The sequence below is a fragment of the Aeromonas aquatilis genome (genome assembly GCF_054052405.1).
This window is the reverse complement of sequence record NZ_JBSTYP010000020.1, coordinates 39,666-64,590: the sequence shown is the minus strand read 5'-3', so window position 1 is coordinate 64,590 and position 24,925 is coordinate 39,666. Positions and strand designations below refer to the sequence as shown.

The 24,925-nt window shown below is 61.1% G+C and carries 26 protein-coding genes; 6 read left to right on the top strand and 20 right to left on the bottom strand.

Annotated features, from left to right (window positions below; all coding sequences use genetic code 11):
- Positions 1-174 precede the first annotated feature (174 nt).
- The gene (locus tag ACW5W8_RS10035; RefSeq protein WP_167574115.1) at positions 175-510 is read left to right on the top strand and encodes an endonuclease domain-containing protein; all 336 of its coding nucleotides are present in this window, start codon (positions 175-177) and stop codon (positions 508-510) included.
- 129 nt (positions 511-639) lie between these two features.
- Here ACW5W8_RS10035 and ACW5W8_RS10030 read toward each other — a convergent pair whose 3' ends face one another.
- Positions 640-1,206, bottom strand: coding sequence for a TetR/AcrR family transcriptional regulator (locus tag ACW5W8_RS10030; RefSeq protein ID WP_498627653.1), 567 nt, complete (start codon positions 1,204-1,206; stop codon positions 640-642).
- 199 nt (positions 1,207-1,405) lie between these two features.
- On the opposite strand from ACW5W8_RS10030, the gene ACW5W8_RS10025 reads away from it, so the two are divergent.
- Entirely contained in the window at positions 1,406-2,443 is a 1,038-nt protein-coding gene (locus ACW5W8_RS10025) for an alkene reductase (RefSeq protein ID WP_498627652.1), read from the top strand.
- Positions 2,444-2,557: 114 nt separating this feature from the next.
- On the opposite strand, the gene rpoS is transcribed toward ACW5W8_RS10025, so the two are convergent.
- From rpoS to putP, 10 genes are all read right to left on the bottom strand, one after another.
- The gene (rpoS, locus tag ACW5W8_RS10020; RefSeq protein ID WP_005335504.1) at positions 2,558-3,541 is read right to left on the bottom strand and encodes an RNA polymerase sigma factor RpoS; all 984 of its coding nucleotides are present in this window, start codon (positions 3,539-3,541) and stop codon (positions 2,558-2,560) included.
- A gap of 45 nt (positions 3,542-3,586) precedes the next feature.
- Entirely contained in the window at positions 3,587-4,657 is a 1,071-nt protein-coding gene (locus ACW5W8_RS10015) for a LysM peptidoglycan-binding domain-containing protein (protein ID WP_323924999.1), read from the bottom strand.
- A 9-nt stretch (positions 4,658-4,666) separates the two neighbouring features.
- Positions 4,667-5,248 (bottom strand): YqaA family protein, encoded by a 582-nt coding sequence (locus ACW5W8_RS10010; RefSeq protein ID WP_021229508.1) that lies wholly within the window; start codon positions 5,246-5,248, stop codon positions 4,667-4,669.
- A complete protein-coding gene (locus tag ACW5W8_RS10005; RefSeq protein ID WP_005335507.1) occupies positions 5,245-5,862 on the bottom strand; it encodes a protein-L-isoaspartate(D-aspartate) O-methyltransferase in 618 nt (205 codons plus the stop codon). Before ACW5W8_RS10005 ends, ACW5W8_RS10010 begins: the two co-directional genes overlap by 4 nt.
- Before the next feature lie 7 nt (positions 5,863-5,869).
- Positions 5,870-6,631 carry a 5'/3'-nucleotidase SurE gene (gene surE / locus ACW5W8_RS10000; protein WP_498627650.1) on the bottom strand — a complete coding sequence of 254 codons (762 nt, stop codon included), beginning with the start codon at positions 6,629-6,631 and terminating at the stop codon, positions 5,870-5,872.
- A complete protein-coding gene (truD, locus tag ACW5W8_RS09995) occupies positions 6,612-7,670 on the bottom strand; it encodes a tRNA pseudouridine(13) synthase TruD (RefSeq protein ID WP_498627649.1) in 1,059 nt (352 codons plus the stop codon). Before truD ends, surE begins: the two co-directional genes overlap by 20 nt.
- Positions 7,670-8,146 carry a 2-C-methyl-D-erythritol 2,4-cyclodiphosphate synthase gene (gene ispF / locus ACW5W8_RS09990; protein ID WP_040097825.1) on the bottom strand — a complete coding sequence of 159 codons (477 nt, stop codon included), beginning with the start codon at positions 8,144-8,146 and terminating at the stop codon, positions 7,670-7,672. The genes truD and ispF overlap by 1 nt, the downstream gene beginning before the upstream one ends.
- A 146-nt stretch (positions 8,147-8,292) precedes the next feature.
- Positions 8,293-8,985 carry a 2-C-methyl-D-erythritol 4-phosphate cytidylyltransferase gene (gene ispD / locus ACW5W8_RS09985; protein ID WP_498627647.1) on the bottom strand — a complete coding sequence of 231 codons (693 nt, stop codon included), beginning with the start codon at positions 8,983-8,985 and terminating at the stop codon, positions 8,293-8,295.
- Positions 8,978-9,295, bottom strand: a complete 318-nt coding sequence (ftsB, locus tag ACW5W8_RS09980) for a cell division protein FtsB (RefSeq protein WP_498627645.1) — start codon at positions 9,293-9,295, stop codon at positions 8,978-8,980. The genes ispD and ftsB overlap by 8 nt, the downstream gene beginning before the upstream one ends.
- A 208-nt stretch (positions 9,296-9,503) precedes the next feature.
- On the bottom strand, positions 9,504-11,021 hold the full coding sequence (putP, locus tag ACW5W8_RS09975; protein WP_026035040.1) for a sodium/proline symporter PutP: 1,518 nt from the start codon (positions 11,019-11,021) through the stop codon (positions 9,504-9,506).
- A 326-nt stretch (positions 11,022-11,347) separates the two neighbouring features.
- Between putP and ACW5W8_RS09970 the strand changes: the two genes are divergently transcribed.
- Positions 11,348-12,241, top strand: coding sequence for a VirK/YbjX family protein (locus ACW5W8_RS09970; protein WP_498627643.1), 894 nt, complete (start codon positions 11,348-11,350; stop codon positions 12,239-12,241).
- Positions 12,242-12,310: 69 nt separating this feature from the next.
- Here ACW5W8_RS09970 and ACW5W8_RS09965 read toward each other — a convergent pair whose 3' ends face one another.
- From ACW5W8_RS09965 to ACW5W8_RS09930, 8 genes are all read right to left on the bottom strand, one after another.
- Positions 12,311-13,237, bottom strand: coding sequence for a L,D-transpeptidase family protein (locus ACW5W8_RS09965; RefSeq protein WP_042656463.1), 927 nt, complete (start codon positions 13,235-13,237; stop codon positions 12,311-12,313).
- A 186-nt stretch (positions 13,238-13,423) separates the two neighbouring features.
- Entirely contained in the window at positions 13,424-14,665 is a 1,242-nt protein-coding gene (locus ACW5W8_RS09960) for a mechanosensitive ion channel family protein (RefSeq protein WP_498627641.1), read from the bottom strand.
- Positions 14,666-14,808: 143 nt separating this feature from the next.
- Complete coding sequence (locus ACW5W8_RS09955; RefSeq protein ID WP_498627640.1) at positions 14,809-16,008, bottom strand: acetate kinase; 1,200 nt, start codon at positions 16,006-16,008, stop codon at positions 14,809-14,811.
- 220 nt (positions 16,009-16,228) lie between these two features.
- The gene (locus tag ACW5W8_RS09950; RefSeq protein WP_498627638.1) at positions 16,229-16,699 is read right to left on the bottom strand and encodes a NanQ anomerase/TabA/YiaL family protein; all 471 of its coding nucleotides are present in this window, start codon (positions 16,697-16,699) and stop codon (positions 16,229-16,231) included.
- A gap of 314 nt (positions 16,700-17,013) precedes the next feature.
- Positions 17,014-18,120: a 1-acyl-sn-glycerol-3-phosphate acyltransferase gene (locus ACW5W8_RS09945; protein ID WP_498627637.1), complete on the bottom strand. Its 1,107-nt coding sequence runs from the start codon at positions 18,118-18,120 to the stop codon at positions 17,014-17,016.
- A gap of 130 nt (positions 18,121-18,250) precedes the next feature.
- Complete coding sequence (locus ACW5W8_RS09940) at positions 18,251-18,949, bottom strand: aspartate/glutamate racemase family protein (RefSeq protein ID WP_498627635.1); 699 nt, start codon at positions 18,947-18,949, stop codon at positions 18,251-18,253.
- A 126-nt stretch (positions 18,950-19,075) separates the two neighbouring features.
- Entirely contained in the window at positions 19,076-19,666 is a 591-nt protein-coding gene (locus ACW5W8_RS09935) for a LysE family translocator (protein ID WP_498627634.1), read from the bottom strand.
- A 125-nt stretch (positions 19,667-19,791) separates the two neighbouring features.
- Positions 19,792-20,388 carry a LysE family translocator gene (locus ACW5W8_RS09930; RefSeq protein WP_416004547.1) on the bottom strand — a complete coding sequence of 199 codons (597 nt, stop codon included), beginning with the start codon at positions 20,386-20,388 and terminating at the stop codon, positions 19,792-19,794.
- A 116-nt stretch (positions 20,389-20,504) separates the two neighbouring features.
- On the opposite strand from ACW5W8_RS09930, the gene ACW5W8_RS09925 reads away from it, so the two are divergent.
- The 3 genes from ACW5W8_RS09925 to ACW5W8_RS09915 all read left to right on the top strand — a co-directional run bounded on the left by ACW5W8_RS09925 (position 20,505) and on the right by ACW5W8_RS09915 (position 24,232).
- Entirely contained in the window at positions 20,505-21,881 is a 1,377-nt protein-coding gene (locus tag ACW5W8_RS09925; protein WP_498627633.1) for an aminotransferase-like domain-containing protein, read from the top strand.
- 54 nt (positions 21,882-21,935) lie between these two features.
- Positions 21,936-22,403 (top strand): hypothetical protein, encoded by a 468-nt coding sequence (locus tag ACW5W8_RS09920; protein WP_021229520.1) that lies wholly within the window; start codon positions 21,936-21,938, stop codon positions 22,401-22,403.
- Positions 22,404-22,570: 167 nt separating this feature from the next.
- The gene (locus ACW5W8_RS09915) at positions 22,571-24,232 is read left to right on the top strand and encodes a response regulator (RefSeq protein WP_498627632.1); all 1,662 of its coding nucleotides are present in this window, start codon (positions 22,571-22,573) and stop codon (positions 24,230-24,232) included.
- A 128-nt stretch (positions 24,233-24,360) separates the two neighbouring features.
- Here the strand turns inward: ACW5W8_RS09915 and ACW5W8_RS09910 are convergent, their stop codons facing one another.
- Positions 24,361-24,774, bottom strand: a complete 414-nt coding sequence (locus ACW5W8_RS09910; RefSeq protein ID WP_498627631.1) for a CBS domain-containing protein — start codon at positions 24,772-24,774, stop codon at positions 24,361-24,363.
- Between the last annotated feature and the right edge of the window lie 151 nt (positions 24,775-24,925).

The following is a 24,925-nucleotide window of genomic DNA, read 5'->3' as shown; positions in this document are numbered from 1 at the left end:
TCCCCAACTCGAATCCGGCAATGAACACAGTGATGGTCAGCCCAATCCCAACCACAACTCGATCTGTTCCCTCTCCCATTGGGAGAGGGCTAGGGTGAGGGGACGCAATACCCAACCGGTAAACAGATGGGAAGCTGGCTATATCTATATGGCGATACAGAGTGGGAGCAATTAATGGAGAGCAACCGTGTTGCCAAGCGACTGAGACGAGATGCCACACAGGCAGAGCAGAAACTGTGGCAACAGCTGCGTAATCGCCGTCTGGCGGGGCTGAAATTTCGCCGCCAAATGCCCATCGGCCCCTATGTGGTGGATTTTATCTGCCTTGAACAGGGATTGATCATCGAAGTGGATGGTTCGCAACACGGAACACAAGCGAACCAGATTCATGACGAGGCTCGGACAGCTTATCTCAATCAGCAGGGATTTCGGGTGATACGAGTGTGGAATAACGATGTACTGAGTCGGATGGAGGTCGTACTGGCCCATATTTGGCTCTCATTGCGCTGAGCAGAGCCCTCCCCCTCATCCCCAACCCTTCTCCCGCAAGGGGAGAAGGGAGCAAACAACCCGGCGCGTGTGGCATCCCCGGAAACAACCATGGCTCCCGCAGGAGGCATGGTTGTTTCCGGGCGCGCATTACGCCCGCAGGGCCCGCATCAGTTGGGCGACTACGTCGTCCAGCAGGGGGCGATCGGGGCGGCACTGGGCGAATGTGATAAGGCCCTGCAGGTTGATCAGCAGCAGAGCTGTCAGGGTGCGGATATCCCGATCCGGCGCCAGTTCACCACGTTGCTGCGCCTGTGCCAGCAGATCCGCCAGATCCTGCTCCAGCTCGCCATAGATCCCCTTGACCCGCTGGGTCAGCTCTTCGTCCTGCTCGCTCAGCTCCATCATGGTGCGGGTCACCAGACAGGTACCACAGAGCGCCTCGGTCACCACCTGATCGAGATAGGCAGCAAGACCGGCCAGCGGGCTAGGGTTGTCGAGCAGGGAGCGACGCAGGGCTCGCTTGCTCTCCACATAGTGATCGACGGCCGCCAGCAGCAGGCCACGCTTGTTGCCAAAGGCGCCGTAGATGCTGCCCGGGTGCAGTCCGGTGGCAGCCACCAGCTCCTGCATGGTGGTCTTGGCGTACCCCTTGGCGCGAAACGCCTCCATGGCATTTCGTAGCACCTCGTAACGATCAAACTCGGCAATGCGCATGGTTCCTCCCGTGGGAAATGGTTCACCGGCAAGGGGCAACAAGGCCCGCCGATAAAGAGTGGCTGGAAAGGGCGGCAAGTTTACCCCAGCCGCCCGCGCGGGCCAACCTTCTTGAACGCACATTCAAAAAAAGCTTGCGCCCGATGCAAAAAACGTCTTGAATGCACGTTCAAGAATAACTCGTTCAGGACAACCTATCATGAATACCCTGTTCCAGCCGTATCGACTCAATGACACTCTGACCCTGGCCAACCGCTTCATGATGGCCCCGCTCACCCGCTGTATGGCAGGCCCAGGTCTGGTGCCGACCGAGCAGATGGCTGCCTATTACGGCCGCCGCGCCGACATCGGCCTGATTGTCTCCGAAGCCGTCATCATCCGCCCCGATGCGCAGGGCTACCCCAATACCCCGGGCCTCTTCACCCAGGCGCAGATCGATGGCTGGAAGAAAGTCACCAGCGCCGTACACGCCAAGGGCGGCAAGATCTTCGCCCAGCTGTGGCACGTCGGTCGCCTCTCCCACCCCTTCTTCCATCAGGCTGAAGTGCTGGCCCCCTCTGCCGTGGCGCACGAGGGCACAGTGCCCCGCATGCGCGAGCTGACCTATCAGGTGCCGCGTGCCCTGACCGAGGCGGAAATCGCCCAGCTGGTACTGGATTACGCCCAGGCCGCTGCCAACGCCATCGAGGCGGGCTTTGACGGGGTGGAGATCCACGGTGCCAACGGCTACCTGATCGACCAGTTCCTGCACCACTCCACCAACCTGCGCAGCGACAACTACGGTGGCAGCCCGGAAAAGATGAGCCGCTTCGCGCTGGAAGTGGTCGATGCCATCAGCGCCCGTATCGGTGGTGAGCGGGTTGGCCTGCGCCTCTCCCCGGGTGCCTATGTCCATCTGGCGGGCAGCCCAGAAGATCGCGCCGTGTTCGACTACCTGCTGGGCAAGCTCAACGATCGCCCGCTGGCCTATATCCACCTCGGCATCTTCGATGACAACCTCACCTTCGATTATCTGGGTGGCCGCGCCTCCGACTATCTGCGCGCCCACTACAAGGGCAATCTGGTCGGGGTAGGCAACTACGACGCCGAGCGCGCCGCCGCAGCCATCGAGGCCAACCGCTTCGATCTGGTGGCCATCGGTCGTCCGCTTATCGCCAACCCGGACTATCTGGCCAAGGTGAAGAAGGGTGAAGCGCTGGTGCCCTACGCCGACACCATGCTGGCCGAGCTGGTCTAACCGCATCGGTATCGCCAGACGACAGGCAATAAAAAACGAGGGGAGCTGTTGCTCCCCTCGTGCTATCTGGCTGATGCCGTATTGCGTTGGTGCGGACTTAATTGGTGCGGATGCTTAATTGGTACGAAATAGCGCCTCGATGGAGAGCCCCTGGCTCAGCAGGATCTCCCGCAGACGGCGCAGCCCCTCCACCTGGATCTGGCGTACCCGCTCGCGGGTCAGGCCAATCTCGGCCCCCACATCCTCGAGGGTAGCGGGCTCGTAGCCCAGCAGACCGAAACGACGGGCCAGCACTTCCCGCTGCTTGGGGTTGAGCTCCTCCAGCCAGTGCACGATGCTGCTACGCATATCATCTTCCTGTGACTCCAGCTCTGGCCCCATGCCGCGCTCGTCGGAGAGCACATCCAGCAGCGCCTTGTCGCGATCGCCGCCGATGGGGGTATCCACCGAGGTGATCTTCTCGTTGAGCTTGAGCATGCGGTTCACGTCATCCACCGAACGATCCAGCGCGAAGGCGATATCCTCGGCGGTCGGTTCATGATCGAGACGGTGAGAGAGTTCGCGCGCGGTGCGCAGATAAACGTTTAACTCCTTGACCACATGAATGGGCAGACGGATGGTGCGGGTCTGGTTCATGATGGCCCGCTCGATGGTCTGGCGGATCCACCAGGTGGCATAGGTAGAGAAACGGAAGCCGCGCTCGGGGTCGAACTTCTCGACCGCGCGGATAAGACCGAGGTTGCCCTCTTCGATGAGATCCAGCAGCACCAGGCCGCGGTTGTTGTAACGACGGGCGATTTTCACCACCAGTCGCAGGTTGGACTCGATCATGCGCTTGCGGGCGGCTTTGTCACCGCGCAAGGCACGACGGGCGTAGTAGACTTCCTCTTCGGCAGTGAGCAGCGGGGAGAAACCTATCTCCCCCAAATAGAGTTGCGTGGCATCCATCACCTTATTCAGCTCAGGTGCCAGCAACTCATCGGAGATAGTCTCGTCCGCCTCGGCGGCTACCTCCTGCAACTCTTCTACCTCGTGAGATTCGGGTTCAGCGTCAAACTCTAACTCTGCATCCTGCATTACCAGTTGTTCTTGGCTCATGGTGTGTCTCCCTGACGTTACCAGAGTAAGACGGTCTCTCTGGGGTTAACGCTTTGGCAAATAGCTCATCGGATTGATCGACTTGCCTCTGTACCGGATCTCGAAATGCAATCGCACATCCGGCGCGTCCGTGCTACCCATGTTGGCAATGACCGAGCCCCCCTTGACGCTGTCCCCTTCCTTCACCCGCAACTCGTCGTTGTGTGCGTAGGCGGAGAGATAGTCATCATCATGCTTGAGGATAATCAGCTTGCCGTACCCCCTTAAAGCACTGCCAGCGTATACCACTTTACCGCTGCTGGCGGCGTAGACGGGTTGCCCCTTCTGGCCGGCTATGTCGATCCCCTTGTTACCCTGTTCTGCAACAGAGAACCCCTCGACAATCCGGCCTTTTGCGGGCCAGTGCCAAGCAAGTCTCGACTGGGAGTTGTTTGTTTTTTGTTCTTTGGACTGAGCGTATTCCTTCGGTGCTGCCGGAGCAACGGATTTCTGAGAGATGAACGGCGTGGTCTGACCAGATCCACTCGGCTCGGCCAACGGACGCGGACCGCTGCTCGGACGGCTCACGGCCACCGGCGTCACGGTTGCCGGACGAGTCGCAGCCACCATCTGGGTCGAACCACCGCCAGCGGTCTGGACGTTGAGTACCTGACCCGGCTGCAGCGCATAGGGGGCGCTCAGGTTGTTGCTCTGGGCCAGCGCCTGCGGTGTCATGCCAAACTGGCGGCCGATGCTGCTCAGGGTATCGCCGCGGCGCACCTCATAGGTACCGGCACTGCGGCTGCTGCTCATGCTGGCGCTGGAACCATCGAGTCGCAGACGCTGCCCCGGATAGATGTTGTAGGGCGGGCTGATGTTGTTGAGGCTGGCCAGCGACGGCACGTCGTTGCCGGAGTTGAAGGCGATGGAGTAGAGGGTATCGCCCCGCTTCACCACATAGCTGCCGCCCTGAATGGGGGCGCTGACCTGGGCACCGCTTTGGCGAGCCGGAATGGTCGAGACAAACTGCCCCTCATCAACACCATCTACCGGAGCTGCATTTTTACTGGAGGAGCAGGCAAGCAGCAGCCATGACAACACCACGACACTGCTTCCTTGCCAAATACGCGAACGCATAATGGATCCTTAACGACTAAACCAGAAATAGGCCACCACGGCCAGACCAATACAGAGCCAACCGAGCACATCTACGTAGTGCATCAGTTTGCGTTCCATCTTCTCGCCACCCCAGCGCATCAGGCCCGCAACCAGGAAAAAGCGCATGCCACGACCGATGAGGGAGGTGATGATGAAGGGCAGCAGAGCCATTTGCAACAACCCTGCCGTCACGGTAAACACCTTGTAGGGGATAGGGGTGAAGCTGGCAATGAAAATGACCCAGATCCCCCACTGCTCAAACCAGTTGCGAGCAATCTCGATCTTGTCCTGATAGCCGACAGACTCCACCAGTGGCAGCACGACCGGATCCCACAGGGCATAGCCAAGGGCATAGCCAAACAGGGCGCCCAGCACAGAGAAGAGGGTGGCCAGCGTGGCGTAGTGCCATGCCTTGTGGGGCTTGGCGAGCGCCATCGGCGCCAGCATCACATCCACCGGGATCGGCCAGAATACCGACTCGATGAAAGCGGTGATGGAGAGATACCAGGGGGCATGCTTGTGGCGAGCCCACTGCATCACCAGTACGTACAAACGGGAAAACAACTTCACTCAACATCTCCGTCAATCAGGGGAACAAAACGTACCGGCTCCAGAATACGGCTGGTCAGCTGGGATCCGGATCGTTCGATCAGTTGTAGGGTCTGCTGGCTGTCACCCACGGGCAACACCAGTCGGCCCCCTTCGGCCAGCTGATCGGTCAGTGCCGTCGGGATCTCGCTCGCCGCGGCCGTCACCAGAATGGCGTCATAAGGCCCCTTGTTGGGCCACCCCAGCCAGCCGTTGCCGTGCTTGGCCGAGACATTGTGCAGATCGAGCTGACGCAGCCGGCGTCTTGCCTGGAACTGCAGCGACTTGATCCGCTCCACGGTATACACATGCTCCACCAGATGGGCGAGGATCGCCGTCTGGTAGCCCGAGCCAGTGCCAATCTCCAGCACATGGGCCGGATTGTTTTGCATCAGCAACTCGGTCATTCGCGCCACCATATAGGGCTGCGAAATGGTCTGGCCGTGGCCAATGGGCAGGGCGGTGTTGTCCCACGCCTTGTGCGCCATGGCCTCGTCCACAAACAGCTGGCGCGGCACTTTCGCGATGGTCGCCAGCACGCGAAAATCGCGAATATCCTGCGCAATGAGCTGATTTAACAGGCGCTGTACTATCACACCACCCTCATCCCTGCAGATCTAACCAGGCCCCCAGACCGGCGAGACTGTCATAGGCAGTCATATCGATGGTCAGGGGGGTAATCGAGACATAGCCCTGCTCGATGGCAGCAAAATCGGTGCCTTCACCGGCATCCTGCTGGCTACCGGGGGGGCCGATCCAGTAGATGGGCTGGCCACGGGGATCCTCGGTGCAGATCACCGACTCCGCCCGGTGGCGATTGCCAAGGCGGGTGGTCTTGATCCCCTTGATCTGCTCGAGGGGCAAGTCCGGCACGTTGACGTTGAGGATCTGATCGGCAGGCTGGGGGTGTTTCATCAGCCCCTTCACCAGCAGGGCCGCATAGTGGGCCGCCGTGGCGAAGTGGGTCTTGCCCACCAGCGAGATGGCGATGGAGGGGTAGCCAAGATGGCGCCCCTCGGTGGCCGCGGCGACCGTGCCCGAGTAGATGACATCATCCCCCAAGTTGGCGCCGTGGTTGATGCCGGCCACCACCATGTCGGGTTCAGGGCGCACCAGCTCGTTGACCGCCAGATGCACGCAGTCGGTCGGCGTGCCCTTCACCGCATAGCTCTCGCACCCATTAAAGCCGTTTTCTGCAATGCGGGTAACCCGCAGCGGTACTTCTAGCGTCAGGGAGTGACTCGCGCCGCTGCGGTTGCGATCCGGCGCCACCACAATGACCTCGCCGCAGGCGCGCAGCGCCTCGCTGAGGGCACGAATGCCCTCGGCATGCACCCCATCATCATTACTGACCAGAATTCGCATCGGTCTGATTCCTGAAACCGTGATCGGCCTCTTCGGCCTGCATTAACTCGCGCACCACGCTGGTGGCAAACGCGCCCGCCGGCAGGAAGAAGGAGAGGGTCAGCGCCTCGCCGTCCAGCTGCCAGCTCATCTGCTCCGGCTTGAGCAGCAGCGGGCGCCTGTCCTGATCCAGCCCCGCCTTCTCCAGCCCGTCACACCAATCGCTGTAAGGGGCCAACACGCCCTGTTCGAACTCGGCAGCGGCACCCTGACTGGCCAAACGGCCACGGCCCCATTGGGGCGCGGTGAGCTGTACATCGCCGGAGGCGAGACGCGCTTCCAGCTCGGGGGTCAGCACCTCTTCACTGAAGATGGAGTGGCTGCCCTTGAGCATCACGCAATCACCGGCCAACAGCTGATGAGCCAGCCCCAGCTCGATACGGGCGCTGACAATGGCGTTGAACAGCATGCTGCGGGCGGCAGAGAGGTAGAGGGAGCGCTTGTTGCGATCCTTGATCCGCTTGCCGGCAAACATCGCCTTGGCCGCTTCCAGGTTGTTGCCATCGCGGCCAAAACGCTGCTCACCATAGTAATTGGGTACCCCCTGCCCGGCGATGGCCTGCAGGCGCGCTTCCAGCCCTTCGGCCTGTTCCAGACCGGTGAGACGCAGGGTGAAATGGTTGCCCTTGAGGTAGCCGACCCGCAATTTGCGGTTGTGACGCCTGGCTTGCAGGATCTGGATGCTGTCGCTCTCGATGACTGACAAATCCGGTTCCGCCTTGCCCGGCAAGTGAATGCCGAACCACTGCTCGGTCACCGCGTGGCGATCCTTCAGGCCCGCCCAGGTCACCGCATTGCGGTTGACCCCGGCCGCATCGGCCAGCAGACCCGCCACCCAGGCGGTGTTCTCGCCGGTTTTGCGCACACGGACGAAGATGTGCTCCCCTTCACCGCAAGGCTCAAACCCGAGATCTTCATTCACCACGAAGTCGGCGGCCTCGGCCTTGAGGATACCGCGGGCAGTGGGCGCCCCGTGCAGATAGGCAAGTTGTTCCAGCATTATTGTTTCACCAGTAGGACGACGGCTTCGGTGGCGATCCCTTCCTTGCGCCCCGTAAACCCAAGCTGTTCGGTGGTGGTCGCCTTGACGTTCACCCGGTTCAAATCACATTGCAGATCGGCAGCCAGCACGGCGCACATGGCGTCGATATGGGGAGCCATTTTGGGGGCCTGGGCGATGATGGTCACATCCAGGTTGCCGATGGCATAACCCGCCTGCTGTACCCGGGCAAAGACATCCCGCAGCAGGATGCGACTGTCGATCCCCTTGAACTCGGCAGCGGTATCGGGGAAGTGGCGACCGATGTCACCGGCACCGATAGCCCCCAGCAGGGCATCGCTTACCGCGTGCAGCACCACATCGCCGTCGGAGTGGGCAACCAGCCCCTGCTCGTAGGGAACCGGCACGCCACCCAGCATGCAGGGGCCAACACCACCAAATTTATGGACATCAAAACCATGACCAATGCGCATCATCAGCGGCAACCTCCCAACATGCTGAAACCAACCCCATCAATTTTGTGTACGTCCACACCATGTCCAATCCGGATCATGCTAACTCCTTGTTCGGGCCTGTTTGTTCGAGACACTCTGCTCTGAACGGTCTGTTCTGACTGAGGGGCTTATGCCTGCTGGCTTAAAAACAGCCCCGCCAGCGACAAGTCTTCCGGCCGGGTCACTTTGATATTGTCGGCGCGCCCCTCCACCATCCGCACCGTGAATCCGGCCCGCTCCATAGCGGAGGCCTCGTCGGTGATGGTGGCGCCCAACAGCAACCCCTCTTCGAGCGCCCGTTTCAGGGCACGGGTCGGGAACATCTGCGGCGTCAGGGCATGCCAGAGCTGCTCACGCTCGACAGTGGCGATGATATTGCCCTCCCCATCGGAGCGTTTCATGGTATCGCGCACCCGACTGCCGAGAATGGCACCGCCGCAGTTCATGGCCGCGGCAATCAGCGCATCGAGATCGCCGTGAGTCAGGCAGGGGCGGGCCGCATCGTGCACCAGCACCCACTCCCCTTGCGCCACATGAAGACCATTGAGGACGGAAAAGGCGCGCTCGACGCCTCCCTCTACCCGCACAATGCGCGGGTCGGCCGCCACGGGCAGGGCCTCGAACCAGCGATCATGGGGCGCCAGCGCCACGATCACCTGGGCGATGGCCGGGTGGGAGAGCAGCCGCTCCAGGGTGTGTTCGAGAATGGTTTTACCCGCCAGTTGCAGGTACTGCTTGGGGCAATCGGCCCCCATCCGGCTGCCGATACCGGCGGCAGGGACGATCGCCGTCAGGCCGGATACAAGGCTGGCATCAGTCATCGTAAGGGGCATCCACTGGCACGGTCTCTTTGTCTTTCTCTTTGGGGATGATCCGGTAGAAGGTCTCCCCCTGCTTGATGTAGCCCAGATCGTTGCGCGACAACTCCTCGATGGCCTCGAGGCCCGAGGTGAGATCATCTATCTCGCGGTAAATGAGGTCGTTACGATCCTTGAGAGTCTGGTTGTCCCGCTGTTGCTGCGAGATGGCCTCCGACAGGTTCTGATAATCGGATAGCCCGTTCTTCCCCAGCCAGAGGTCATATTGCAGTCCCCCCAGCAGGAGGATCAGGATCAGGGTGAATAGCCGCATGCACTAGGTCTCCTTCAGGCGGCCTAGTGTCCCATATTCGGTGCCAAGACAAAAGAAAGCGAGCACCCGGGAGCCACTGGCCGAACATAAAAAAGTGCCCAAGAGTGAATCAGATAGCACAAAGCCCCGCCAAACCGGTGCAAGGATGGCCAACCAGGGCGCTCCTTGTCCGGGGGCGGGGCTCTCAATCAGAAAGCGGTAAGGGGGATCAGTTCACCACGACCGGCTCTCCCGCGCTCTCGGCCGGGGTGTTGTACTCCTCCTCGGCATCGCGGAAACGCTCCAGCATCGCTTTTGAAGGCGCTTCGCCCAGCAGACTGCCCACCACGATGGCCAGCAGTGCGAACAGGAAGCCCGGGATGATCTCATACAGCCCCAGCCAGCCGAACTGCTTCCAGACGATGACGGTGATGGCACCGACCAGCATGCCAGCCAGCGCGCCGTTGCGGGTCATTCGCGGCCACAGCACCGAGAGCAGCACAACGGGACCAAAGGCGGCACCGAAACCGGCCCAAGCGTAGCTCACCAGCCCCAGCACCCGGTTTTCCGGATTCATGGCGACGGCGATGGCAATCACCGCGATCAGCAGCACCATCAGGCGCCCCACCCACACCAGCTCACGCTGGGAGGCGTTCTTGCGCAGGAAGGGCTTGTAGAGATCCTCGGTGATGGCGCTGGAGCAGACCAGTAATTGACAACTTAGAGTGCTCATCACCGCCGCCAGAATGGCGGAGAGCAGCACACCGGCGATCCAGGGGTTGAACAGGATTTTGGAGAGCTCGATAAAGACCCGCTCCGGGTTGCCGGTCACTCCAGCCGCCACTTCCGGGAAGCGGGCGAAGTAGGCCAGACCGAAGAAGCCGATGGCCACCGCGCCTGCGAGGCAGAACACCATCCAGGTCATGCTGATACGGCGGGCATTGGCCATGGAGTGGTGGGAATCCGCCGCCATGAAGCGGGCCAGAATGTGGGGCTGACCGAAGTAGCCAAGGCCCCAGGCCATCAACGAGACAATGGCGATCACATCCAGATTCTTGAACATGTCGAGGTTGGTGGCGCTCTTGGCGGCCACCTCGATCATGGCGCTGTCCACCCCGCCGACTGCGATGATGACGAAGACCGGGGTCAGGATCAGGGCGAAGATCATCAGGGTCGCCTGCACCGTGTCGGTCCAGCTCACCGCGAGGAAGCCGCCGAAGAAGGTGTAGGTGATGGTGGCGGCGGCACCGACCCAGAGGGCGGTGTTGTAATCCATGCCGAAGGTGCTCTCGAACAGACGGGCACCGGCCACCACGCCGGAGGCGCAATAGATGGTGAAGAAGAGCAGGATCACCAGCGCCGAGAGGATGCGCAGCACCTTGCTGTGATCTTCAAAGCGATAGGTGAAATAGTCCGGCAGGGTCAGGGCGTTGCGGTTCTTCTCGGTATGTACCCGCAGGCGACCCGCGACCCAGCGCCAGTTGAGGTAGGCGCCGATGACCAGACCGATAGCGATCCAGCTCTCGGAGATGCCGCTGACGAAGACGGCGCCGGGCAAGCCCATCAGCAACCATCCACTCATATCGGAGGCGCCGGCGGAGAGGGCGGTAACCCAGCTCCCCATCCGGCGACCGCCCAGAATGTAGTCATCAAAGTTGCGGGTGGCGCGATAGGCGACGAAGCCGATCAACACCATTCCGAGGATATACACCAGGAAGGTGATTAACATGGGTGTGCTAGCTGTCATGCAAAACTCCGTTTTGTGTCATTTTCTGCCCGCTCTGGTGACGGGCTCATCCCTAAAAAACCGGCCTAGCTTAATCAGCCGTTCGCGCCAGCTCAACCACTTTTAACAAACACAAAACACAATAAAAACCTTTACGCATCAAATCATCTGCCTCATCAAGAGGATGGCGCCAGATTTCCTGCCGTGGCCGTGGTGGTCATCTCGCAGCGCCAGCCGCTACTGAGCGTTATGTTTTCACATTTTGTTACTATCCATTTTTTTACAAGCCAGCGCCCCGCTCCTACACTCCCCGCCCTGTCTCATCACACCAGTCAGAGGTCGGCACCATGTCATCTCATCTGTCACACCTGCGAACCCTCGCCCGCCGCCTTCATCCGGTGGAGGAGTCGGGTCATCTCATCCGACGGGCCAAGTATGTGGGGCGTCTCTGGCTCAATCCCGGCGCCCGCGCCCTCTATCGCCAGCAGCAGGAGCAACCGCTGCTGGCGCAGGCGATCAGCCGCTTCCCCGATATTCTGGAAAAGCCGATCCACCCCTATCGCCACAAGGGGCTCCGCAAGCGCCTGCGAGCCGGGCTTATCAGCGGCCACTACCAGCAATTGGCACGTCAGCTGCCCAAGGCGCAACAACTGGCAATCTACAGCGGGCGCGGCCTGCTGCTGGCCCAGTGGCAGAGCGACAAGCTGACGGCCCCCCTCACCCTGCAACTGGATTACCAAACCCACATGGGCAAAGAGGGAGAGATGAGCCTGACCCTCAAGCTGGGTGACGCTGCGCTCTATTACATGGCCCTCAATCTGCGCCCCGCGCCGAACCCGACCCTCGAGATCTGCTCGCTGCAGGGCGGCAAGGGGCAGAGTGAGGAGATCAAGCAGGTCACCAAGGCGTGCGGCGGGCTGCGCCCCATGTCCCTGCTGGTCTATATGGCCGCCGAGCTGGCCCGGGGATTGGCGTGCAAGAGCCTGCTCGGGATCCGCACCCAAAGCCACGTCTATCAGAGCAGCAAGCGCACTGCCGATCGGGTCAAGTTCGACCTCGACGGCTTGTGGCAGGAGCATCATGGCTGCGTGCAGGATGAACTCTGGATGAGCCTGCCGCTGGAAGTGCCCCGCAAGACGCTGGAGGAGATCCCCTCACGCAAGCGGGCCAGCTACAAGGCGCGCTATCAGCTGCTCGATCAGCTCGGCAGCGAGCTGCAGGCAAATCTGCTGCGAAGCTGAGCCAGCGCAGCAGAAACAAAAAGGGCGAACAGCATGCTGTTCGCCCTTTGTCGTGACGGGGATTTGCCGTTAGCGGTTGATCGCCATCGGCATGCCATTGCGCTGCTCCAGCGCCTGCTTCACCAGCTGGGAGTCGCTGTCGGCGTGGGCAATGAAGCGGGTCACCGCCGGGGTCATCGGCAGCGGTGCCGGCAGCTTGGAGTTGAACTCCTCTTCGCTGCGTGACAGCGGCTGATGCACTTCCAGATAGCGGACACCGTTGGGCTCGAGAGAGGCCTTGATCGGCTGGTTGACGAACTGGACGCGGGTACCGACCGGTACCTGCTTGAACAGATAGGCGATGTCGTCGTTGCGCAGACGCACACAACCGTGGCTCACCCGCAGGCCGATGCCGAAGTTGGCGTTGGTACCGTGGATGGCGTACATCTTGCCGATGTAGAGGGCAAACAGACCCATGGGGTTGTCCGGGCCGGCCGGCCATACCGCAGGCAGGCTCTCGCCACGGGCGGCATATTCGGCATGCATCTTGGCGGTCGGGGTCCAGGTCGGACCCGCTTTCTTGCGCTGCACGCTGGTCACCCAGTTTTCCGGGGTGTCGGTGCCAAGCTGGCCGATGCCGATGGGCAGCACTTCCACCACTTTTTTACCCTTGGGGTAGTAGTAGAGGCGCATCTCGGCCACGTTGAGCACCACCCCTTCCCGCGGCGCGTCCGGCAGGATCAGCTGTTGGGGGATCACCAGCTTCTCACCGGTCTGCACCAGCAGGGGATCCGCATCGGGGTTGGCTTCAGTCATGTTGGTGAGCCCCAGCTGGAATTTCGCCGCAATGGCCTCCAGCGGCTGGCCGTTCTCTTCGGCCGGAACCACGTATTCCAGATTTTCCCCTACCAGACGGCTGTTGGCCGCAGGCAGAGCATATTCAACAGCGAAAACCGGCGCAGCGGTCAGCAGCAGGCTGTAGCAGAGTGTTGCCACACTATTGCGAAGGAGCTTCATAACTTTCCCATGATGATGACTTGAAGTGACGTCTCTGGGCTGGCAGCTGATCAAGCGGGATCAGGGGCGCGAAGAGAAGGCCGCCATTTTTCTCCTCTGCACGGCAAATTTCAACTGACAAGTGGCGACGGGTCGATGATTAATATGCGGATTTTTCCGCGTCCCCGACCCGCCCGGTTTCCCTGTCTATCCCCGTTGCCAGGCACGCATGTCGTAACCTGTGGGAGATTGATGCAACCGCAGATGAAATTGCTCAATAATGGCGAAGATATGGTCGAAAATATCGGCCTGGATCCCTTCGTAATCGGCCCATGCCGTTGTCGCGGTAAAGCAGTAAATTTCCAGCGGCAGACCGTCTGACGTGGGTGCCAGCTGGCGCACCATCAGGGTCATGTCCTTGCGAATGCCGGGGTGGGCACGCAGGTAGGCATCCAGATAGGCGCGCAGGGTGCCGAGGTTGGTGAGGTGACGACCGTTGATGGGGCAGCTCAGGGCATCGTTCAGCTGCTGATTGTAGGCACTCAGCTCCTGCTCCTTGCGACTGAGATAGGGTGCCAGCAGCTGCGCCTGCTTGAGCTGCAACTGCTCATCGGCCGTCAGAAAACGCACGCTGGTCATGTCGATATTGACGCTGCGCTTGATGCGGCGGCCACCGGACTCGGTCATCCCCTGCCAGTTCTTGAAAGAGTCGGAGATCAGGGCATAGGTGGGAATGGTGGTAATGGTCTTGTCCCAGTTCGACACCTTGACCGTGGTAAGGCCGATGTCGGTCACCTCGCCATCGGCGCCATACTTGTCCATCTGCAGCCAGTCACCGACGCTCAGCATCCGGTTGGCGGAGAGCTGGATCCCCGCCACCAGCCCGAGGATGGGGTCCTTGAACACCAGCATCAGCACTGCGGTCATGGCGCCCAGACCACTGAACAGGAACAGCGGCGACTTGCCGAGCAGCAGGGCGATCATCAGGATGCCCACCAGAATGCTGCCTACCAGCTTGGCCCCCTGGAAGATGCCGCGCAGGGGCAAATCCCGACCAAGGCGGGTGTAACGGCTCACCGACAACAGGCAGTCGAGCAGAGCGAAGAAGGCCAGCAGCAGGAACAGCAAGATCCAGAGCTGGGCCACCATCTCGATAAGCTTCAGGCTATCTGATTGGCGGGGCAGCCAGATCTCCGCCTGACCGAGCAGCACGGCCCCCTGCAACACGAAAGCGAGCCGGTTGAAGAGGCGCTGTTGCAGCTGGGGCGGCAGCCATACCTGCTTGGCCTTGCCGAGGATCCCCACCAGCCGGACCAGCAGCACCCGGTGCAGTGCCATGTGCAGCAGCAACGAGGTGATGACGATAAAGCCCAGCGCGATCACCAGCGCCATCATGCTGGTCACTTCCACTCCAAGGCCCGACAACCAGTTAAAAAACGCCTCTTTCATTGCTCTCTCCCGAACCGGGCAGCCCGCTGGCTGCAAAAACAGTGGTGGTCAGGGTACCGCTCCCCTCCCCCATGTCAAATCGGCGTACGCCAGAAATGACAACGCCCGGCACAGGCCGGGCGTTGTTTCAAAGCGAGGCTGACTTAGCAGACCAGGCTCAGGGCATCGCGGGCGATGACCAACTCTTCGTTAGTCGGGATCACCATGGCGCAACGGCTGTCGGCGGTGGTGATGCGGCCTTCGCCACCCAGTACCGCGGCGTTGTTGGCCTCTTTGTCCACCTTGAAGCCGAACAGAGCCAGACGGTTCAGCACCATCTCGCGCACCATGGCGGCGTTCTCACCGATACCACCGGTAAAGACCACGGCGTCCAGACGACCGTCCATCGCAGCGGCATAGGCGCCGACATACTTGGCCACACGGTAGGTGAAGACATCCAGCGCACGCTTGGCACCGGCGTCGGTGGCGTAGTTGGTGGTGACATAGCGGCAGTCGCTGCTCGCTTCGGTCATCCCCAGCAGACCGGACTCACGGGTCAGGGTGTGGTTGATCTGCTCTACGCTGTAACCGAGCTGGTCGTGCATGAAGAAGACTACGGCCGGATCGATATCACCGGAGCGGGTCCCCATCGCCAGACCTTCCAGCGGAGTCAGACCCATGGAGGTGTCAACGGATTCGCCGTTCTTGATGGCGCAGACAGAGGCACCGTTACCCAGGTGGCAGTTGATGATGTTCAGTTCATTCAACGGCTTGCCCAGCTCTTTCGCGGCTTCTTCCGCGATGTAGCGGTGAGAAGTACCGTGGGCACCGTAACGACGGATGCCGTTCTCTTTGTAGAGCTTGTAGGGCAGCGCGTAGAGGTAGGCTTCCTCTGGCAGGGTCTGGTGGAAGGCGGTGTCGAACACGGCCACGTTCTTCTCGGACAGCTGCGGGAACACTTTCAGCGCGGCACGAATACCGATCAGGTGCGCCGGGTTGTGCAGCGGGGCGAACGGAATGGCGGCTTCGATACCGGCAATCACGCCGTCATCAATGCGCACGGAGCGGGAGAACTGCTCGCCACCGTGTACGATTCGGTGACCGATGGCCACCAGTTGCTCGGCAAGAGTCGGATCCTGCGGCAGGATGTGACCCACGATATGGTCGAGGGCCTCTTGGTGAGCGGCACCCGCTCCCAGCATGGCTTCGCCCTTGACCCCGTGGAGTTTCCATTTGATACGTGCATCATCCAGATTGAAGCATTCGGCCAGGCCGGACAGCATGTCCTCACCTGTTTCGGCGTCCATTACGGCAAATTTCAGGGAAGAGCTACCGCAGTTAAGGATCAATACCAACTTGCTCATTTTCTACATCTTCCTGTGCTTCGGCTTTATGCCGACAGTGTCGTGTCATCCAAAAGAGGATGGGATTCCCCTGCCGGGGGCTTATGGTCGCAGGAAAGTGCGCCCAATTTTTAAATTCTTGCTAGTCTCAACGCATTAAAAAGTGCGTATCACTCGCTTCAATGCATGACGGGGCAAGCGGCCCTGTCGTGATCGGGTCTCTGACACCCAAGGATAGCGCTTAGCAGCTGGCCAGCAGATCTCTGTGTACCTTGACCACCAGCTTCTTCACCTTGGCGGGCTGGTTGAAGGTACAGAGCGGGCGGTGCAGTTCGCCCGGCCAGAAGATGGCGAAATCGCCCGGTTGCAGCGCCAGATAGCTGGTCTGCTCGTCATCGACAAACCAGAGGTCGGGATGGGGATGGTCGGCGCCGTCGCTCACGTAGTCGTGGGGGCCCACACCTATCCACTCTTCACCGCGCAGCAGCAGCTGGATATCGAGATAGTCGCAGTGGAACTCGCCACGGCGATCCGCAGCTGGCTCGGTCATATCCTCGCTCACCAGACAGAACAGGTTCAGGCCATCGATCTCGGTCTTGCCGAGCGGAGCGTCACCCCAGTGAGCCACGCTCTTCACCACCTCGGCCATGATGCGGGCCAGCGGGGCGGGCAGCGGCGTCCGCTGCAGGGTGTTCAGGCTACCGGTGATCATGGCGTCTGTTTCCTGTTAGGTATATCTGGGCGGCATCTTTGCCAGCCAATGAAAAAGGACCTGTGACAGGTCCTTCAATAATGCCGTCTGCAATCCGTGCAAACCGATTTAGAGCTTTTGCTCATGTTCAGCTATATGGGCACTGTTACACACTCGTCAGCACCTTGCCAAGAGACATAATCCCATTTTCATAGTGATCGTACCAGCTGAAACCATATTATTCACCACCCTTTCCTCCTCGACTTTGACCAGACGCAAAAACGGGCGCATCAGCGCCCGTTTTTTTCGCAAAACCGTTTAATAACCGGTTTCATTCAAGCCTTTTTGGCGTTTTCCACCGGTTTGGCGTACATCGCACGCCAGATCGCCTTGTGCTCTTCCGGCACCTCTGACTGACGAGTCAGGAAGGCGGCCTGCTCGATGGTATTGGCCTTGCCGGAGACATCGGCCGCCAGATAGTTGCTGGGGAAGAGGCGGTAGCTGCTCCAGACCGCCTTGTCGATCAGCGCGGCCAGCTCGTCCGGATCGCTGAAGCCCTCGATGATGGGGGCACCAAAGGAGACATGTACCCGCCCCTTCATGCCGACGATACCGGCGACGATACTCTCGATATCCTCGAACTCGCCCTTCTCGTAGCTGCCGTTGACCGACTTCTCGTAAAGCTCGCGCGCCTTCGCCTTGTCGGTCGGGTCCAGCTCGTAGCTGATGCTGACCGGCACGATATTGAGGCTGCGCATGTAGTCGACGAAGTCGATCTTCTGCTTCTTGCCGTCGACGTAGAACATCTTGAGGATGGCGGGATCTGTCTTGTCATCGCCATTCTTGGCGCGCCCTTCCTTCTGGGCAATCCAGATGGAGTGACCTTCGTGGACCGAGTTGCCAATATAGGCAGACAACTCGCCGAGCGCCTTCATCATCTCCCGAGGCCCCTTTGCGGAGCGTTTGACGATAAAGCTCTTGTTGAGCTTCATCAGCTCGGTGGCGCAGGGTTTGCGCAGCAGGTTGTCACCGATGGCGATGCGCACGGTATCGAAACCGTGGGTGTGCAGTCCCCAGTTGACGAACGCCGGATCCATGGCGATGTCTCTGTGGTTGGAGACAAACAGATAGCCCTGCTCTTTCTTAAGATGCTCGATGCCGGAGAAGGTCACCCCCTTGGTGGAGGTGGCGATCATGCGGGACATGTACCGGGTGACCCCCATCTGCACCTGATGCACCGTGGTCACTTTTGACCATTTGCGGCGCAGGAACAGGCGGATCATCGGGCGGATGGCCCAACCCAGCCAGCTCATCAGGGAACCGAAACGATACTTGGCGATGGCGCCGATAAATTCATCATCCTGGATCAGCCGTTCGATGGCTGCCGGCACTTCTTCATCGCGGTAGGGGCGAATATCCGCGAATCTATCTACTTCAGTCACAATGTCAGCCTTGCATGCTAGGAAACCGCAGCCAACCCGCGTTGGCCGGGGAAAATTCAGGGCGCAATTTTACACGCTTTTATGGCAAGGGGTATGAGACAAGCATGAATAGTGAGATCTGACCAGTTTATTAATCGGATGCCAGTGCCAGCGCGACCGCCGCTTCGGCATGGATGGCAGTGGTGTCGTAGAGCGGCACCGCCGCCCGGGCATCCCCCACCAGCAGGGCAATCTCGGTACAACCGAGGATCACCGCCTCGGCACCCGCGGCCGCCAGCCCCTCGATAATGGCCAGATACTCGGCCCGCGACGATTCGCGGATCTCCCCCAGACAGAGCTCGTCATAGATGATCCTGTGTACCCGCTCCCGCCCGGCCTCATCGGGTACCAGCACCGCCAACCCGAAGCGCTCCTGCAAGCGCCCCTTGTAAAAATCCTGCTCCATGGTGAAGCGGGTGCCGAGCAGGCCGACCTGGGTTATCCCGTCCGCCCGCAATTTGGCCGCGGTAGCATCGGCGATATGGAGCAGCGGGATATCGATAGCCGCCTCTATCTCGGGGGCGACCTTGTGCATGGTGTTGGTACCGATCAGCAAGAAATCGGCGCCGCCATCCTGCAACTTGCGCGCTTCCGCTGCCAGCAGGCGGGCGGTCGCGGGCCAGTCACCGGCATGCTGCAGCCGCTCGATACCGGCAAAGTCGACACTGTTGAGCAGCACCCGCGCCGAGTGCAAACCGCCGAGCTGCGCCCGTACCCCGCGGTTGAGCGCCTGATAGTAACTGACAGTGGACTCCCAGCTCATGCCACCCAGCAGACCGATACATTTCATATGAACTCCTTTCATCCCAAGGGAGGGCAGAACCACGCCACCTTGCAGGCAAGGCCACGCGGACGAGATAAAAAAGGCCCCGCAGGGCCCACAAGACAGCCGGTAAAGGCCCGGGTCAACCCCGGGCTAAATCCAGATCATCCCGACACAGGCGGCCGTCGTCAGCCCCATGCCGAGATTGAAACGCCGCCAACCCCGGGCGGTGCGGATGATTTGCCGCACCTGGGCACCAAAAAGCACCCAGAACGCCCCGGTGTAGAGGCCGGTAATAAAGAAGATCACCAACACCCAGAGCGCAGAGGACCAGTAAGCCTCCCCCGCCAGAGTGAAACCGCTGATGGCGGATAGCGCCATCATCCATGCCTTGGGATTGAGCAGTTGCAGCATGGCCCCCTGATGAGCGGGAATGAGCGGCCGGTTGCCCTCGGCCGGGCCGCTGGCAGTCGCCACCTTCCACGCCAGCCAGAGCAGATAGGCCGAGCCGATAAGCTTGAGGCCATCGTGCAGCAGCGGCACCTTCTCGAACACCACGCCAAGCCCCAGCGCGGTAGCGAGGATCATCAGATTGATCCCCCCCACCACCCCCACTAACAGGGGCAGCGTGCGGCGAAATCCCTGCGCCGCCCCGGCGCTGGTGAGCAGCATATTGTTTGGCCCCGGCGTGCCGCAGGTAACCAGGGCAAACCCCGCCAGGGGCAGTAACCAGTTCAGATCCATCTCAACCTCTTGTCGATGCAACGCCCCCGTTATGGGGAAAGCCTTCTAATATGCAGAGCCAACCCCGTGGCGACAAGTCAGAAATGCCTCTTTCTAGGCCACCTCCCCCTCCAGCGCAACACGGCTCAATACCAGAGCATCACCACGCAGAGCGCCGTCAGCAGACCGAGGGAGCCGTTGAGTCGCCGCCAGCCCCGATCCGAGCTTATCCAGTTGCTCAGCTGATGGCCGAACAGTACCCAGACAAAGCAGACCGGCAGGGCCACCAGCGCAAACATGACCATCACCGCCAGCTGACTCGACCAGTAACTGGCGCCGGGCAGGCTGAAGAGACTGATGGCGGAGATCCCCATCATCCACGCCTTGGGATTGAGAAACTGAAAGCCCAGCCCCTCCAGCATGGTTAGCGGACGGGCACGTCGGGCCGGATCACTGGGCGCCCCGGCCACCGCGATACGCCACGCCAGCCACAGCAGATAGAGGCTGCCGAAGATCTGCAAACCGAGGCGCAGCAAGGGCCAACGCTCGAACAGCGGATAAAGCCCCAGCGCCAGCACCAGTTGCAACACCGGCTGCCCCAACCCCACCCCGAGCAGATGTGGCAGGGTGCGACGCACCCCGAAGTTGGCGCCGGAGGCCGTCAGCATCAGGTTGTTGGGCCCCGGCGTACCGCAGGTGAGTACGGCAAAACCGAACAGGGTGACATACCACTCCATCGTCATATTGTGACTCCTTAGTTGCCACATTGCATCGATACAATGTGTGCTATTTGGTTGTTATCAGGTTGAAATTCACGCTATATTGCCCTCAGTTTTCGATCAATGGATTTATTGTCACCATGACAATCTGGACGCCAGACCTTGCGGCCTTCGATGGCCCCCTCTACCTCAAGCTGGTCAAAGCGATCGAACAGGGGATCGCGAATGGCGAGCTGCCACCGCAGACCCGATTGCCTACCCACAGATCCCTGGCGGATCGTCTGGGTGTCACCGTCGGCACCGTCACCCGCGCCTACAGCGAGGCGGAGCGGCGTGGCCTGCTAGCCGCCCGGGTGGGCCACGGCACCTGGGTCAAGGGAGCGAACACGGATCCCGCCAATGAGTGGGTTATCCGCCAGGAGGAGGGGCACCGCATCGAGCTTTGGCAAAACCTGCCGGTACAGCTGGATCGGGCGGCCATCATTCGCCCCATGCTGGGGGAAGTGGCGGACGGAGATCTCAACGCCCTGCTCGGCTACGACAAGGAGGCGGGCCGGCCGGATCAGCGCCAGCAGTTCGTCAACTGGCTAACGGAGCAAGGGGTGGCCTGCAGTGAGGATCGCCTGCTGTTCAGCCACGGCGCCCAGCACGGCATCATGCTGGCGTTGCTGGCTACCAATTGCGTGGGGGAGACCATCCTGTGCGAGGGACTGAGCTACCCCGGCATGCTGGGCAACGCCCGCCAGCTGAAGAATCAGGTGGTGGGGCTGGCGATGGACGAAGAGGGGCTGCTGCCCGAGGCGCTGGACGCCGCCTGCCGCACCCGCCGGGCCAAGCTGATCTACCTCACCCCGACCCTGCAAAACCCCACCACCGCCATCATGAGTCTGGCGCGACGGGAGGCCATCGTCACCATCGCCCGTCGCCACGATCTGCTGATCATCGAGGATGACGTCAACGGCCTGCTGCCGGATCCCCACCCGCAGCCGCTGGTCAATCTGGCACCGGAGCGGGTCATCTATCTGGGCAGTCTGGCCAAGATCGCCTGCGGCGGCCTGCGGGTCGGCTTCGTGCTGACCCCGCCCCACTTGCGCGGCGCCTTAGCCCAGACCATGCGACTGTCGAGCTGGATGGTGAGCCCGCTGCTGATCGAGCTCGCCTGCAAAATGGTCAGTCAGCGCCAGATCATGCCGCTGGTCGAGCAGCAGCGGGAGATCCTCAAACGCCGTGGCGAACTGCTGCGCCACCTGCTGCCCGCCGCCCGCTGGCAGCCGGGCAGCATGCACGCCTGGCTGCCGCTGCCGGAGCCCTGGCGCAGTCAGCAGTTTGCTGCTGCCGCCGATGCCCTTGACGTTGGCGTGGCGAGCGGGGAACACTTCGCCGCCGGTCAGTTTGCCGCTCCGCAAGGGGTGCGCCTGAGCCTGAGCCAACCCGCCACCGACGCCCGGGTCGGCGAAGGGCTGGCCCGTCTGGCACAACTGCTGCAGGGGACGCCCCCGAGCAACCCCCTGCTATAGTCAGGGCCAACCGACCTGACCTTCACGCTTCATCGTCATTGCCAAGGAGATGCCGTGCCCCCCATCAGAGCCGCCCTGCTGCTTGCCACCCTGTTGTTGGGTGGCTGCGCCTCGTCAACGACCCACCAGCAGCTGGGGGCCGCGCTCAATGGACTGGAAGGGGAGTTGCAACGGCTGGAAGAGGAGCTGGCGGCCATGAACGGCTTGCACTATCAAAAGGCGATCGATGCACCGCTCAGTTTGCGCCGCGCACTCGGGGCGCCGCAGCCCACCCCAGAGGGGCTGGTGCCGGTAGCCAGCAAGCTGGAGGATGGGCCACTCCTTCGCTATCAATACCGACTGCCAGCGGGTATGGCGAGTCTGCCCCAGGACAACCTCTGCCAGCGCTACGAGTTCGAGCTGCGCCATCTTGGCCGCCTCGGCAAACTGGAATTGAGCTGGCTGGGAGAACAGGGCAAGGGGTCGCGGCTGATCCGCCAGAGCGACTGCCCCTTCGGGACGCAAACCCGCCCTCGGCAATAACAGGTTGCCGCCCTGAGCGATGGCATAACCGATTGAAATAACAGCCCATAGTGCGCCTCCAGCACCCTGCTGGCTACTGTCAGCTTTTCACTCAGCGAGTGCTGTGCCTATGTTCCTCTTGGGTCTACCATAATCAACCTAATGGTTTGCTCACAGGAAGTACCTGCATGACGATACTGCTGCTCGAAGAGGATGTCCTGCTCCGTAGCGCCATCACCCGGGAACTGACCGAACAGGGGGTGCCCGCCGACCGGATCCACTACCACAGCCATCCAAACCAGGAGCGCAGTGGCCTGCTGGCCCTGATGCAACAGCACGCCTTCGACACCATCATCTGTCAGCAGGACAAGCAGCAGGATCTTGACGGAGCCCGGCTGCTGCACGAAGCGCACTATCTCGGCCTGCTGCAACCCGGTTGTGTATTGCTGCTGCTCGATGCTGATCAGAGCGAGCAGGAGTTTCTCCCCTCGGATCTCTACTTCTCCCTCTATCTGTCCCTCCCCTTCATGACCCAGCAGCTCACCGCAGTGCTCGGCCAGCTGGTGAAGTTAAGCAGCCTGACCCGCACGCTGGCCGCCCCCATTCTGCTGCGGGAGTGGCAACTGGCTACCGCCCTCTGTGAAGACTTGCTGTTTCAACGGGAGAATCGCTCGCTGACCCCCTGGCTGGATCGGCTCAAGGGCTACCTGCTGCTGCAATCGACCGAGCGGATCACTGCCGCCCAGCACTATGCCCTCTGTGCCAACGAGTATCAGGCGAGCTGGCCAAGGGCCGGGCTCTTCTACGCCATGCTGGGGCTCGGCAAATTGCAGAGCGCCCAGACCGACTTGCAGCGCCATCAGGCCAGCGTCTCGATGGCCACCCGACTGGAGCTGCAACTCGCCAGCCAGCTGCATCAGCATCACTGGTTGGCGGCCTGGGAGACCATGGGAGAGCTGCTGCGGATCCGCCCCCATCAGCCACGCTGGCATCAGCTGGCGATGTTGCTCGGGCTGATCCTGCAAGATGAGGAGAAGGTGCTGGAGCAGGCCAACAGCCTGACCCTGCGCCACTTCGGCGAGCAGCGCGTCCGGCTCGCCATCGACAGCTTCATGCTCAATGCCAGTCTGGCGGTGCTGTGGCGCGCCCCCTCCAGCAACCGGATCCGCTCCCTGCAACAGGAGTGGGAGCACCTCAAACGCACCGTCCACCTGCAACCCCACGAATATGAGCTGCTGGAGGCATTGATGAAGGGATTGGAGTACCGCTTTGACGAGGCGCTGATCCTGATTGCCCACCACCAGCCGGATGAGGGGCGCGACAACCACCTCACCCTGCTGCTCGGCTTTGCGGTCAGCCAGTTCTGCGGCCTGCCCCACCACGCCCAGCGTTACCTGACCCAGCTGACCCAATACCGCGTCAGGGTGGCGCCCCACCCGCTCACCCGCCAGCTGTTCCACCATCTGGTGGCTGAGCTGGGCCAGCGCCTGACGGCGAGAGAACAACGGCTGAGCGAACTGCGCCAGCTGCGCCACAAGTCGATGCAGGCCAGCCAGTATCAGACAGCCCTGCAAGCGGGCTTGCAGCTGCTGGAGGAGTTCCCCGCCCTGCCGGGCGATGCCTGGCAACTGCTGGAGCTGCTGCAACACTGCTGGCCTGCGGGTATGGCGGCCCCCAGGGTGGCGCTGCTGGTCGATACCCTGGAGCGGCGCCTCAAGCACAGCCCCGCGTTTCTCGATCAGCATGCCCAGCAGTACCAGCGCACCCTGCAGGAGATCCGCACTCATCTTCAGCCGCACCTCTCCGGCAGCGGCCCCTCCTGTCTTGTCGCAGGGCAGCCCGAGCCGTGATGATGCTGGCGGCGTACCAATCGGCATTGTCGGCAAAGCCAATATAGAGAGAGGGGAGCCTTGGCTCCCCTCTCTCTATATTTGTTCTCTATTTGTTGTCTGTCAGCTGATGGCGATGAGCGTTGGACTCAAACCAGCGCGTCACTCTCCAGCGCCACTTTCAGAAAATCTTTCCAGCTAATGATGCCGACCAGGACGCCATTCTCCAGTACCGGCAGGCAGGAGACCCCCTTCTCCAGCATCAGCTTGACGCCATCGCGCACGGTGAGATGGGGTGCGATGGTGACGAGCTGACGACTCATGATCTGGTGGGCCCGCTTGTTGAGGGTTTCGGTATCGCGGCTCATCTCGGCTTCGGAGTCGAGATAGGGGCTGATGGCGCGGAACAGATCCCGATCCGAGATGACCCCCACCAGCGCCTCCTCTTCCAGCACCAGCAGGTGGCGAAAGTGTGCCTGCTCGAAGATATCCCTGATGACTCGGAGTCGATCATCCATTGAAACGGTGGCGACCCGGGTCGTCATAATATCCCTGATATGCATACTAACCTCCCGTAACCAAACTGGTTTCTCTGTTATGGCATGTTTTTGCAGCGCCAGCCAGTGGCCAGCCCTTCGCTACAGTGCAAATCAGCGTCATTTCACGTAAGATCCGCGCCAGTTTTTCTCCTCCATTTTGAGCAAGCAGATCCCA

Coding starts and splice junctions, on each gene's coding strand:
- ACW5W8_RS10035 (WP_167574115.1), top strand. CDS start 175: ATGGAGAGCAACCGTGTTGCCAAGCGACTGAGACGAGATGCCACACAG.
- ACW5W8_RS10030 (WP_498627653.1), bottom strand. CDS start 1,206: ATGCGCATTGCCGAGTTTGATCGTTACGAGGTGCTACGAAATGCCATG.
- ACW5W8_RS10025 (WP_498627652.1), top strand. CDS start 1,406: ATGAATACCCTGTTCCAGCCGTATCGACTCAATGACACTCTGACCCTG.
- rpoS (WP_005335504.1), bottom strand. CDS start 3,541: ATGAGCCAAGAACAACTGGTAATGCAGGATGCAGAGTTAGAGTTTGAC.
- ACW5W8_RS10015 (WP_323924999.1), bottom strand. CDS start 4,657: ATGCGTTCGCGTATTTGGCAAGGAAGCAGTGTCGTGGTGTTGTCATGG.
- surE (WP_498627650.1), bottom strand. CDS start 6,631: ATGCGAATTCTGGTCAGTAATGATGATGGGGTGCATGCCGAGGGCATT.
- truD (WP_498627649.1), bottom strand. CDS start 7,670: ATGCTGGAACAACTTGCCTATCTGCACGGGGCGCCCACTGCCCGCGGT.
- ispF (WP_040097825.1), bottom strand. CDS start 8,146: ATGATGCGCATTGGTCATGGTTTTGATGTCCATAAATTTGGTGGTGTT.
- ispD (WP_498627647.1), bottom strand. CDS start 8,985: ATGACTGATGCCAGCCTTGTATCCGGCCTGACGGCGATCGTCCCTGCC.
- ftsB (WP_498627645.1), bottom strand. CDS start 9,295: ATGCGGCTATTCACCCTGATCCTGATCCTCCTGCTGGGGGGACTGCAA.
- putP (WP_026035040.1), bottom strand. CDS start 11,021: ATGACAGCTAGCACACCCATGTTAATCACCTTCCTGGTGTATATCCTC.
- ACW5W8_RS09970 (WP_498627643.1), top strand. CDS start 11,348: ATGTCATCTCATCTGTCACACCTGCGAACCCTCGCCCGCCGCCTTCAT.
- ACW5W8_RS09965 (WP_042656463.1), bottom strand. CDS start 13,237: ATGAAGCTCCTTCGCAATAGTGTGGCAACACTCTGCTACAGCCTGCTG.
- ACW5W8_RS09960 (WP_498627641.1), bottom strand. CDS start 14,665: ATGAAAGAGGCGTTTTTTAACTGGTTGTCGGGCCTTGGAGTGGAAGTG.
- ACW5W8_RS09955 (WP_498627640.1), bottom strand. CDS start 16,008: ATGAGCAAGTTGGTATTGATCCTTAACTGCGGTAGCTCTTCCCTGAAA.
- ACW5W8_RS09950 (WP_498627638.1), bottom strand. CDS start 16,699: ATGATCACCGGTAGCCTGAACACCCTGCAGCGGACGCCGCTGCCCGCC.
- ACW5W8_RS09940 (WP_498627635.1), bottom strand. CDS start 18,949: ATGAAATGTATCGGTCTGCTGGGTGGCATGAGCTGGGAGTCCACTGTC.
- ACW5W8_RS09935 (WP_498627634.1), bottom strand. CDS start 19,666: ATGGATCTGAACTGGTTACTGCCCCTGGCGGGGTTTGCCCTGGTTACC.
- ACW5W8_RS09930 (WP_416004547.1), bottom strand. CDS start 20,388: ATGACGATGGAGTGGTATGTCACCCTGTTCGGTTTTGCCGTACTCACC.
- ACW5W8_RS09925 (WP_498627633.1), top strand. CDS start 20,505: ATGACAATCTGGACGCCAGACCTTGCGGCCTTCGATGGCCCCCTCTAC.
- ACW5W8_RS09915 (WP_498627632.1), top strand. CDS start 22,571: ATGACGATACTGCTGCTCGAAGAGGATGTCCTGCTCCGTAGCGCCATC.
- ACW5W8_RS09910 (WP_498627631.1), bottom strand. CDS start 24,774: ATGCATATCAGGGATATTATGACGACCCGGGTCGCCACCGTTTCAATG.